9 protein-coding genes and 1 tRNA gene are annotated in these 12,109 nt (G+C 43.2%); 9 read left to right on the top strand and 1 reads right to left on the bottom strand.

Annotation, left to right across the window (positions count from 1 at the left end; translation table 11 throughout):
• Nucleotides 1-58: 58 nt before the first annotated feature.
• Nucleotides 59-135, bottom strand: a tRNA-Met gene (locus tag LD39_RS05990).
• A 281-nt stretch (nt 136-416) separates the two neighbouring features.
• Between LD39_RS05990 and spoIIE the strand changes: the two genes are divergently transcribed.
• From spoIIE to cysK, 9 genes are all read left to right on the top strand, one after another.
• Nucleotides 417-2,864, top strand: coding sequence for a stage II sporulation protein E (spoIIE, locus tag LD39_RS05985; protein WP_035543964.1), 2,448 nt, complete (start codon nt 417-419; stop codon nt 2,862-2,864).
• Nucleotides 2,865-2,928: 64 nt separating this feature from the next.
• Nucleotides 2,929-3,666: a VWA domain-containing protein gene (locus tag LD39_RS05980; protein WP_035543963.1), complete on the top strand. Its 738-nt coding sequence runs from the start codon at nt 2,929-2,931 to the stop codon at nt 3,664-3,666.
• A complete protein-coding gene (locus tag LD39_RS05975) occupies nt 3,647-4,567 on the top strand; it encodes a protein kinase (protein ID WP_035543961.1) in 921 nt (306 codons plus the stop codon). Before LD39_RS05980 ends, LD39_RS05975 begins: the two co-directional genes overlap by 20 nt.
• 86 nt (nt 4,568-4,653) lie before the next feature.
• On the top strand, nt 4,654-6,048 hold the full coding sequence (tilS, locus tag LD39_RS05970) for a tRNA lysidine(34) synthetase TilS (RefSeq protein WP_035543960.1): 1,395 nt from the start codon (nt 4,654-4,656) through the stop codon (nt 6,046-6,048).
• 11 nt (nt 6,049-6,059) lie between these two features.
• A complete protein-coding gene (gene hpt / locus LD39_RS05965; RefSeq protein WP_035543957.1) occupies nt 6,060-6,599 on the top strand; it encodes a hypoxanthine phosphoribosyltransferase in 540 nt (179 codons plus the stop codon).
• 117 nt (nt 6,600-6,716) lie between these two features.
• Nucleotides 6,717-8,759: an ATP-dependent zinc metalloprotease FtsH gene (gene ftsH, locus LD39_RS05960; RefSeq protein ID WP_035543956.1), complete on the top strand. Its 2,043-nt coding sequence runs from the start codon at nt 6,717-6,719 to the stop codon at nt 8,757-8,759.
• A gap of 145 nt (nt 8,760-8,904) precedes the next feature.
• A complete protein-coding gene (locus LD39_RS05955) occupies nt 8,905-9,696 on the top strand; it encodes a type III pantothenate kinase (protein WP_035543953.1) in 792 nt (263 codons plus the stop codon).
• A 6-nt stretch (nt 9,697-9,702) separates the two neighbouring features.
• Complete coding sequence (gene hslO, locus LD39_RS05950; RefSeq protein WP_035543950.1) at nt 9,703-10,584, top strand: Hsp33 family molecular chaperone HslO; 882 nt, start codon at nt 9,703-9,705, stop codon at nt 10,582-10,584.
• Between the two features lie 442 nt (nt 10,585-11,026).
• Nucleotides 11,027-11,953, top strand: a complete 927-nt coding sequence (gene cysK / locus LD39_RS05945; RefSeq protein ID WP_035543949.1) for a cysteine synthase A — start codon at nt 11,027-11,029, stop codon at nt 11,951-11,953.
• Nucleotides 11,954-12,109: the final 156 nt, after the last annotated feature.

Below are 12,109 nucleotides of genomic sequence, written 5' to 3'. Positions count from 1 at the left end.
GTGAAAGGGCGGTGTCTTAACCACTTGACCAACGGGCCTAGTATGTATGGAAAAATAATGGTAGCGGCGGAGGGGATCGAACCCCCGACCTCACGGGTATGAACCGTACGCTCTAGCCAGCTGAGCTACACCGCCATTTGAAAGAATGTTTTTTCAAAGTCACAAGCAATATAGTAAACCATAATAAAAAAACTGTCAACACAAAATAAAAATATCAGAATTGTATGTATATTTCGCTAGGGAAAGAAGGGGGTTTTTGGGTACTCGAGGAGGGTGGCTAGGGTTAATTTGTAGAAACGGATGTAGTTGTTGAAAAAAGCCTCGAAGTTTTTGTTTCTGCTCTCCTGTTGTTTTGACAAAATGCTTGTCTAGCATGTGATTTAATAGATTTCATAACAAAGGAGTGTGATTTGAAAATGTTGGGTACGATGACGAAACGCGAAGATCGCCAGGCTACGTTAAAGCAGTCGAATGTCGGAAGAGGTTTACAGAAGGTATCGTTCGGATTATTTACTTTCATGGCAAACAAAGGGGTCTTTCATATGGTCCTGTCCCTATTATTAGGGCGAGCAATTATTTTATCTTCCATGGCTCCGTTCGGAGTAGCTTTCCTTGCTGTGATCTGGTGGCTGAAACGACCGCTTGTGATACCGGTTACTATTATGATGGCCGCTGGGGCGTCTACATATAGTTACGGTCATGCGGGTTTTATTGCAGGAGCGTCGGCGACTTTTTTGCTCTTAACTCTGGGGCTGTACAAAATAAGTCACCCCCAGAGATGGCTGCCAATGCTTGCGCTGATGGCCAGTGTCATTCCACGAATGGTCAGCTTAGCGCTGCTCGATCGTTGGCAGCTCTACGAACTTACCCTTATGGTTGCGGAAGGGGTCCTTAGTTTCATCCTTGTACTTATCTTTATGCAGAGTCTTCCTTTTTTAACACCACAACGTTATCAACCAACGTTAAAAAATGAGGAGATTGTCTGCTTGATCATATTACTTGCCTCTGTCCTGACAGGAATGATCGGTTGGGAAATTCAAGGGGTGGCTGTTGTAGATGTCTTTTCGCGTTATCTCGTTATCCTTCTTGCTTATGTGGCAGGGGCAGCGATCGGTTCAACGGTGGGAGTTGTAATGGGGCTTGTACTAAGCCTTTCGAATATGGATCACGTCTATCAAATGAGCCTGCTAGCATTTTCAGGCTTATTAGGCGGTTTATTAAAAGAAGGAAAAAAGGTAGGAGTGAGCGCCGGGCTTGTAGTGGGTACATTATTGATCGGCTTTTATGTCAGTAATGGTGCAGAATTACCCTCTTCCCTATGGGCAACGGCATGGGCAGTCCTCTTCTTTGTGTTGACTCCAAATTCGTGGGTAAAGCAGTTATCCCGTTATGTCCCAGGTACGGATGAACATCATTCAGAACAACAGAAATACTTACAAAAGGTCCGTGATGTAACAGCAGTACGAGTTGGCAAGTTTTCCGATGTATTTCAAGCTTTATCGAAAAGTTTCAATTATTTAGATCGTCCACCTGCAGATGTTGCGGAGGAAGAAGAAGTGGATTATTTCCTCAGTCATGTCACAGAAAAAACGTGTCAATCCTGTTTTAAAAAGGAGAAGTGCTGGGTCAATATGTTCGATCAGACCCACGACATGATGACGGAACTGATGCATGAACTGGATGAAAAGGGGGAACCGAATCGGGTCGTTCGAAAAGCCGTTGATCAACATTGTGTTAAATCGCAAAAGTTAGTTGACACAATGAAGCACGAGTTGTCCTTCTACCATGCGAATAAACAATTGAAAAAACAAGTTTTAGAGAGTCGCAGGTTTGTAGCAGAGCAGCTCCAGGGTGTTTCAGAGGTCATGAGTAATTTTGCGCAAGAAATCGTTAAAGAACGGGAGCATCACGAGTTAAAAGAGCAAGTCATATACAATGCCTTAGAACGAATGGGGATGATTATAGAGAAGTTAGAAATCTATTCTTTGGATGCAGGTAACATCGATTTAGAGCTTATTGTTGAGATTGATAATTATCGAGGGGAAGGAGCTAAAATTATTGCCCCTGTGCTATCGGATATTTTAGGAGAAACAATTGTGGTGACGATGGAAGAGATCTCTCCATATCCGAACGGGCGGTGTTATTTGAATTTTGGATCCGCTAAGCACTATTCCATTGAAACGGGAGTGGCTCATGCGGCTAAAGGGGGAGGGTTCGTATCGGGAGACAGCTTTACAATGATGGAATTAGGAAGAGGTAAATATGCCCTTGCGATCAGTGATGGAATGGGAAATGGGGAGAGAGCTCACGAAGAGAGTATGGAAACTCTAAGGCTGTTGAAGCAAATTTTACAGTCGGGAATACAGGAGTCAGTCGCCATCCAATCCATTAATTCGATCCTATCCTTACGAACGAACGATGAAATTTTTTCAACCCTCGACTTGGCTGTTATTGATTTACATCAAGCGACATCTAAGTTTATTAAGGTTGGCAGTACGCCGAGCTTTATTAAGAGAGGAGGTCAAATTTTCACGGTAGAGTCCGGGAATCTGCCGATGGGCATCATTCCGGAAGTAGATGTCGATATGACCAGTGAACAGCTCGAGGAAGGAGACCTTCTAATCATGATGAGCGATGGAATTTTGGAAGGTCCAAAATACGTAGAGAACGTGGAAATGTGGATCAAGAGGAAAATCAGGGAGGTTACGAGTGATGATCCACAGGTGATCGCTGATCTTCTATTAGAAGAGGTCATACGCACGCAAGCTGGTTCGATTGACGATGATATGACGATTCTCGTCGCAAGGATCGACCGCTACATGCCGGAGTGGACATCCATTCCGACAGAGAAAAAACAGGCCTAGGGTGAGTATAAAATTCCTCCTTTTCGGCGAAGATGGTGACAATGAAACAGGAGGGATCACCACTATGAAACCAGGCCGACTTAAGCAAATTCTTTTGTTAACCGACGGGTGTTCAAACCACGGGGAAGACCCTGTCGCAGTAGCAGCACTCGCTAGAAATCATGGGATTACGGTGAATGTGATTGGCGTTCTTGATGATCGGCAGCAGGGCAAGCCACAGGGGCTTGATGAAATAGAATCGATTGCCGAGGCTGGTGGAGGCGTCAGTCAAATTGTGTATCAAAAAAGTTTGTCTCAAACCGTACAAATGGTGACAAGGCAGGCGATGACTCAAACGATTCAGGGAGTTGTCAATAAAGAGCTGCAAGAGATATTAGGGAAGGATCAAACCATTGAGGAGCTTCCGCCAGATAAACGCGGCGAAGTGGTTGAGGTTGTCGACGATTTGGGAGAACGGTGTGATCTTGAAGTGCTTGTACTTGTGGATACAAGCGCTAGCATGCATCATAAGCTTCCCACAGTCAAAGAGGCGCTTTATGACCTTTCCTTAAGTTTGAATGCTCGAACTGGATCCAACCAATTTAGTATATATACCTTCCCGGACCCTAAGAAGACTATAAGAAAAATGGTCGATTGGACACCAGAATTAGGGGAAATCAACGGGATCTTTTCTAAATTATTGAGTGGAGGGTATACTCCGACCGGGCCTGCTTTGAAAGAAGCGCTGTATTCATTTACAGAAAAACCATTGTTTCGAAGTATGCAAGATGGAGTAGATCCTTATGAAGAAACCGGATTTTAATCTGCGTCCAGGGACTTGTTTGCGTGGAAAATGGAACGGAAACGCATATACCATCATAAAAGTGTTGGGGTCAGGGGCTTGTGGCACGGTTTTTTTGTGTCATTCAGAGCAAGGGGATAAGTATGCCCTTAAGCTAGGTACAGATAGTTCCCGTTTGATGCTGGAAGTGAATATGCTCAAAAAATTCGGTAAGGTCCAAGGGGTCAAACTTGGGCCTTCTTTCGTTGATGTAGATGATTGGAGCGGCAAGCAGCCGAAAGCCTTCCCGTTCTATGTGATGGAATACATTGAAGGTCAATCGCTATCGTCATTTTTACAAGGGAAAACTAAAGATTGGATCGGGATATGTGCGATTCAATTGCTCAGTCAGTTGGAGCATCTCCATAAAGCAGGCTATGTTTTTGGCGACTTGAAGACAGACAACCTGTTGATGTCGGAATCCCATGTCCGCTGGATCGATGTTGGAGGCGTGACGATGATTGGAAGAGCCATCAAGGAATATACCGAGTTTTATGACCGGGGGTATTGGGGAATGGGAACTCGGAAAGCTGAGCCTTCCTATGATCTGTTCTCAGTTACAATGATCATGCTTGAGATGGCTTATCCTAAGAGGTTCGATAAAGCGGGAAACCCAAATAAAACATTAGAGTCGAAGCTTGTTTCTTCATCTCTTCTCAGACCATATCAGCGGTTTATCATGAATTGTTGGAACGGGAAATATCGTGATGCAGCCGATATGAAAAAAGCACTGTCCGAGATTTTGATGAAAAGGAAGAAACCCGTCTCCCTATCTAGGGTTCAAAGAAAACGCGAACACGAAGTTGAAAGCAAAGAATTGCTTGTTTTATCGTTGGGAACAACGCTGCTTTTAGGGGTTTCCATTATTAGTTTTTGGATTTAAGTGTATTCTTTTGCAGAACGCGAGAAGAGTGATACGATAAGAGATAGAAATAACAGGTAGATTTAGCCAAACAGGAGTGACCATTGATGGATCAGACTGTCCATTCGTTCATCAAACGACACCAACTTATTCATCCTCATCAAACCATTCTTGCTGCCGTATCAGGTGGGCCTGATTCCATGGCTCTTCTTCATTTTCTGATTTCATTGAAAGAATCAATGCATTTACGGATTGTCGCAGTTTCAGTGGATCATGGCCTCCGCGGGAAAGATTCTGCTGATGATCTATCTTATGTAGAACAAATGTGCCGAAAATGGCAGGTGAAATTTGTGGGAACCTCTGTCGATGTCCATTCGTATAAGAAGCGGACAGGATTAGGTACTCAAGAGGCTGCTCGTCATCTGCGTTATCAATTCTTCGAAAAGATCATGGCTCAAGAAGAAGCGGATGGATTGGCCACCGGTCACCATGGGGATGATCAGGCAGAAACTATGGTCATGCAAATGACACGGGGTGCACGTCCAGAAGCTCTTCAAGGAATACCTGTTCAACGACCTTTTGGAAAAGGAAAGATTATACGGCCTTTTTTGTGTCTATCGAAAGAGCAAATTGGTCAGTATATTAGTAAGCATCACATTGAACCAAGAATCGACGCTTCCAATGAAGATACAGACTATACTCGGAATGCATTTCGGAAGCATGTTCTTCCCTACTTGAAAGAACAAAACCCGAAGTTACACTACCATATGCAGGCGATGAGTGAGAGGATGAGGGAAGACCATTCATACATAAAGGATGAGGCGGAAGCTGTTTTGAAAACTGTACGTTTTTTATCAAATGTGGATAAATTCGTACAATTCTCTATCGAAGATTTCAAAACATTCCCGCTTGCTTTACAAAGAACTGCCTTTCATCTAATATTGAACTATCTGTACGTAAATCAAACAGCAGATATTTCCTATTTGCATGAGGAAATGTTTATAAACCTTTTATATGAGAAGAAACCGAATGCAGAGATAGATTTGCCTCGAGGATTAAAAGCTGTACGGGCTTACGATGAAATCACGTTATCGTTTAAAGATAAAGACGACAAAGAAGCATTTCACCAGCTGCTCCCTATTGGAGAAACAGTCGAACTTCCGGACGGCTCCCTTATCACTGCAGAGTGGGTGGACGAGTGCACCAGTGAGGGTGTTCACGTTTTCGTATGTGATTCCCATCACGTAACTGCCCCGCTCGTAGTAAGATCGAGGCGAAATGGAGATCGGATGCGATTGCGAGGAATGAATGGGTCGAAAAAAGTAAAAGATATTTTTATTGACCAAAAGATTCCTGCTCAACTTCGGGACACATGGCCTTTAGTGACAGATCGTACCGGTGAAATCCTCTGGCTTGTAGGTTTAAAAAAAGGTGGGGAATGTACCGATAATTCGCCAGGTACGTGGCTTCGGTTACAATATGAAAATAAAGCAGAGACGTAGGAGGAGCAAACATGCATAACGAAATTGAAAAGGTCTTGATTTCTGAGGAGGAAATCCAGGAAAAGTGTAAGGAGATCGGTGCCCAGCTAACGGAAGAGTATCAGGGGCGTTTTCCATTAGCGATTGGAGTACTAAAAGGCGCTACCCCATTCATGGCGGATCTCCTTAAACGAGTAGAGACTCATTTGGAAATGGATTTTATGGACGTTTCAAGCTATCACGGAGGTATGAAATCTTCAGGAGAAGTAAAAATTGTTAAGGACCTTGATACAAAAGTAGAGGGTCGTGACATTTTAATTATTGAAGATATCATTGATAGTGGGCTGACCCTTAGTTATTTAGTGGACTTATTCAAATATCGTGGAGCGAAGTCCATCAAAATCGTAACTCTGCTGGATAAACCGGCAGGACGCAGCGCCAATATCAAAGCAGACACGATCGGCTTTGAAGTTCCTGATGAATTTGTTGTCGGTTATGGATTGGATTACGAAGAGAAGTATCGTAATCTGCCTTACATCGGTGTTCTGAAACCAGAAGTTTACGGTGGATAATGAAACGCTCTCATACCTTAGCTTTCAATATTCCTTTTTTAAGTGTAATTAGTTGTCTGGTCGGTTTTTGTTATGATACGATTTACTATAGTTTTCTCGCTTGGGAGGAGGTAGGCAATGAACCGGATATTTCGTAATACTATATTTTATTTACTTATCTTCCTCGTAGTTATCGGCGTCGTCGGTCTATTTAGAGGTCAAGGTGAGCCACAACAAGAATTAAATGTAAACGAGTTTTACAATAAACTTAATAACGGTCAAATCGAAGAAATGACGATACAGCCTGTCAATGGGGTGATCCGAGTTACCGGTCAACTCGCTGACAGTCAAGAGGGCGAAGGGGCATTCACAGCAAAACTTCCATCTAACGATCAGGTGATTTCGAATGTAACCCAGACAGCTCAAGAACAAAGCGTTTTGAATGTTGAAGAAGAAGAACAGCCAAGTGCGTGGGTGACGTTCCTTACATCAATCATCCCGTTCGTGATTATATTCATTCTATTCTTCTTCTTGCTTAACCAGGCTCAAGGCGGCGGAAGTCGTGTTATGAACTTTGGTAAGAGTAAGGCGAAGATGTACACCGAAGAGAAGAAAAAGGTTCGTTTTAAAGACGTAGCCGGTGCGGATGAGGAGAAACAAGAACTTGTCGAGGTCGTCGACTTCTTGAAAGACCCTCGCAAATTCTCCGCTGTTGGTGCGCGTATTCCAAAAGGTGTCCTTTTAGTTGGCCCTCCAGGTACTGGTAAAACACTACTTGCCCGTGCTGTAGCTGGTGAAGCTGGAGTACCATTCTTCTCCATCAGTGGTTCTGACTTCGTTGAAATGTTTGTCGGTGTTGGTGCATCCCGTGTTCGTGATTTGTTCGAAAACGCGAAGAAGAACGCACCAGGAATCATCTTTATCGATGAGATCGATGCTGTTGGACGTCAACGTGGAGCTGGACTCGGCGGTGGCCATGATGAACGTGAACAAACGTTGAACCAATTGCTTGTTGAAATGGACGGATTTGGAGTTAATGAAGGAATTATCATCATTGCTGCAACCAACCGCCCGGATATCTTAGACCCAGCCCTTCTGCGTCCAGGACGTTTTGACCGTCAAATTACGGTTGATCGCCCAGATGTGAAAGGTCGTGAAGCGGTACTGGCCGTTCACGCTAAGAATAAACCATTATCAGAGAACGTAGATTTGAAAACCATCGCTCTTCGTACACCAGGATTCTCTGGTGCCGACTTGGAAAACTTACTCAACGAAGCAGCTCTTGTTGCCGCTCGTGGAGATAAGAAAAAAGTCGATATGGACGATGTTGATGAAGCAATCGACCGAGTGATTGCAGGTCCTGCTAAGAAGAGCCGTGTTATTTCCAAGAAAGAACGTAATATCGTTGCCAATCACGAAAGTGGCCACACCGTCATCGGTATGGTGCTTGATGACGCCGATATGGTTCATAAAGTAACCATCGTTCCTCGTGGACAAGCTGGCGGTTATGCGGTAATGCTTCCGAAAGAGGACCGTTACTTCATGACTAAACCTGAATTGTTCGATAAAATTACTGGTCTTCTAGGTGGACGTGTTGCTGAAGAAATCATCTTTGGTGAAGTGAGCACAGGTGCTCATAATGACTTCCAGCGTGCAACAAGTATCGCCCGTAAGATGGTCACGGAATATGGAATGAGTGAAAAACTTGGACCATTGCAGTTCGGTTCTAACTCTGGCGGACAAGTCTTCCTTGGCCGTGACATCCAGAATGAACAGAACTATAGTGACCAAATTGCTTACGAAATTGATCAAGAAGTACAAAACTTCATTAATTATTGTTACGATCGTGCGAAAACGATCCTTACAGACAATAAAGATAAGTTAGAATTGATTGCACAAACTCTACTTGATGTAGAAACTCTAGATGCAACTCAAATTCGCTCCTTGTTTGACAAAGGACGTCTTCCAACAGAAGAAGAATTGGAAGAGCTTGCTCGTGAGCATAATGCTAAAATCAAGAACAATACATCTTCTACGGATGAGGATGTACGCGTGAATGTTAAATCTAAAGAAGAACAAGCGGATGAATCTGATCAGTCTAAACAACAATCAACTGCAGATACAGAGGAGGAAGAGGAAACATCAAAAGATGATTCTGACTCCGAGGATCGCCGTTCTTAAGTTTAATTAATGGAGCCACACCGTCTTAATACGCGGTGTGGCTTTTTCTTCCACTTCACTCATTGAAAAATGTATTCCTGCAGCGATAAAAGGGTTGAGTGTGGTATGATGGTAGCCGAAAGAAATGACGCGGGAGGCAAGATTTATGAACTTTGTTCTTGACGTGGGGAATACGAATACTGTACTGGGGGTATTCGAAAAGGACTCTCTGCAGTACCAATGGAGAATAAAAACTGATCGCCATAAAACAGAAGATGAATTCGGGATGTTGATTAAATCTTTATTAGAACATGAAGGATTAAGCTTTGAAGATATGGATGGAGTCATCATTTCTTCGGTCGTTCCGCCCATAATGTTTGCGCTCGAGCGAATGTCTCGTTATTATTTTAAAAAGCAGCCAATGATAATTGGGGCAAAAGATGTAGATCACGGTTTGTCTATGAAATATCCGAACCCCGATGAAATTGGGGCTGACCGTATTGTAAATGCTGTAGGGGCGATCGATGAATATGAGTTGCCGTTAGTTATCATCGATTTTGGCACAGCCACTACGTATTGTTATATCAATGAAAACGGAGAATATTTAGGAGGGGCGATTGCTCCTGGTATTAATATCTCGATGGAGGCACTCTACGCAAAAGCGGCGAAACTTCCAAAAATCGAAATTAAGAGTCCTGAACATGTCATTGGGCAAAGTACGGTTGAGGCCATGCAATCGGGTGTTTTTTACGGCTATGTAGGACAAGTTGATGAAGTCGTTAACCGCATGAAGGCAACTTCTGATCGAACACCTACGGTTATTGCTACTGGAGGGTTAGCATCATTGATCGCTGGACAATCCAATACGATTGACCACGTAGACCCTTACCTTACACTTAAAGGTCTTCATAAAATATATCAACGCAACAAAGAGAAAAATGCTTTTAAAGGAGAATGATGAGCAATGGCAGATTATTTAGTACGTGCGATGGCTTTTGACGGACAAGTTCGTGCTTATGCTGTCCAATCGACAGAAACGGTAGAAGAAGCACGTCGTAGGCAAGATACATGGGCAACAACTTCAGCAGCTCTTGGTCGTACCCTTACAATCAGTTCTATGATGGGGGCAATGTTGAAAGGTGAAGATAAAATCACTCTTAAAGTCGAAGGAGACGGACCAGCGGGCGCAATCGTAGCTGACGCCAACTCCAAAGGTGAAGTTCGTGGTTATATTAAAAATCCACACGTCGATTTTGACCTGAATGATCAAGGTAAGCTCGATGTGGCCCGTGCGGTAGGGACTAGTGGAACATTGAGTGTTGTCAAAGACCTAGGGATGAGAGACCATTTCACAGGACAAGTTCCGCTTATTTCCGGGGAAATCAGCGAGGACTTTACCTATTACTTTGCTAACTCCGAGCAAGTACCTTCAGCTGTCGGAGCTGGTGTGCTTGTAGATACAGATTATTCAATTCTTGCTTCTGGAGGCTTTATTATTCAGATGATGCCTGGAGCTGATGAAGAAACAACCAGTCAGATCGAAAAAAGACTGACAGAGATGCCGGCTATTTCGAGCTTGGTGCGCGATGGTAAAACTCCTGAAGAGATTTTACACACTGTATTGGGAGAGGAAAATGTTCAAGTTTTAGACACCATGCCTGTCCAATTCAAATGTCATTGTTCACGTGAACGCGTTGAAATGGCGATCTCCAGCCTCGGAGACGAGGAGATCCAACGGATGATTGATGAGGATCAGGGAGCAGAAGCCAAATGCCACTTCTGTAATGAAGATTATCAGTTTGATGTAAAAGAACTGCAGGAGCTGCAATCAAATACTGCAGAATAGCATAAGAGTCTTATCTATTGATATAATAAAAGGCGAAACAGATCTCATCATAAAGCGGGGGTTGTTTTGCCTTTTATTTTTTTGTCTATGCTAAATATTCTTGTTGAACATTCAGGTTTTCAAATAAGTTGTTCTATGACCAAAAGGTTCATTAAAGCTTAGCTATACGGAGATCAACGGTTTTTTATATCTCCTAGATAGGCCAAATATTTTAATCCGTAAATAGAATCCTCCTATATGATCGTTTCACCCCCTCCAACTATAGATGGGAGGAGATAGCGAGTTGTTTCCCCTGGTCTGTCCTCCTGTTTTATCGACGTAAAACATTTTCATACACCTTTTTAATGAGCATGACAATTGATTGAAATGTTTGACAATAGTAAGAAAGTCCAGTACATTAAATGAAAATCCTATTAAAATACTTGGTTTTAGGAGTGAGAAAATGAGAATAGCAAACAATGTAAGTGAATTAGTGGGTCAAACCCCTATGGTGAAGCTGGTAGGAAGCGCAGATGACGATAGCGCAGATATTTACTTAAAGCTTGAATACATGAATCCTGGAAGCTCCGTGAAAGACCGTATCGCTTTATCTATGGTTGAGGAAGCTGAAAAAGCAGGTCACTTGAAAGATGGTGACACAATTGTTGAACCGACTAGCGGGAATACCGGAATCGGTCTAGCGATGATCGCTGCTGCCAAAGGATATAAATCGGTGCTCGTTATGCCTGATACGATGAGTCAGGAGCGCAGAAATCTTTTGCGTGCTTATGGTGCTGACCTTGTTCTTACTCCTGGTAGTGAAGGGATGAAAGGGGCTATCAAAAAAGCTGCAGAGCTTTCAGAAAAACATGGCTATTTCATGCCTCAACAATTTAACAATGAAGCAAATCCGCTCATTCACGAGAAGACGACCGGACCTGAAATCGTTGAGCAAATGGGTGACCAGTTAGATGCATTTGTTGCAGGAATCGGGACCGGAGGTACGATTACCGGAGCAGGCAAAGTGTTGAAAGACCGCTATCCTGATGTGAAGATTTATGCTATTGAACCTGAAGGATCTCCAGTTTTATCTGGTGGAGATCCAGGGCCGCACAAGATTCAGGGAATCGGTGCTGGGTTTGTGCCTGGCATTTTGAACACAAAAGTGTACGATGAAGTTGTTCAGGTTTCAACAGAAGATTCCTTCGCTGCAGCACGGGAAGCAGCAAGAAAAGACGGGATTCTTGGAGGGATTTCATCTGGTGCTGCCATTCATGTGGCTAAACAGGTAGCGAAGAAACTAGGAAAAGGAAAGAAAGTCGTAGCGATTATCCCTAGTAATGGTGAGCGTTATCTTTCTACCCCTCTTTATCAATTCGATGAAGAATAAAAATAAGGAAAACTGCGTTCTTTTAACAGGACGCAGTTTTTTTATGTGGAGTGATAGAATTTTTAAAATGATGTAAGATAGGGGAAGAAGTTATAACGGAAAGAGGGAATATTTCATGGGATTCACTCTCAAAACAAGCAAAAAAACATATGACCT

This window comes from Halobacillus sp. BBL2006, assembly GCF_000786645.1.
Taxonomy (GTDB): Bacteria; Bacillota; Bacilli; order Bacillales; family Halobacillaceae; genus Halobacillus.
This window is presented reverse-complemented; position numbering and strand designations above follow the sequence as displayed.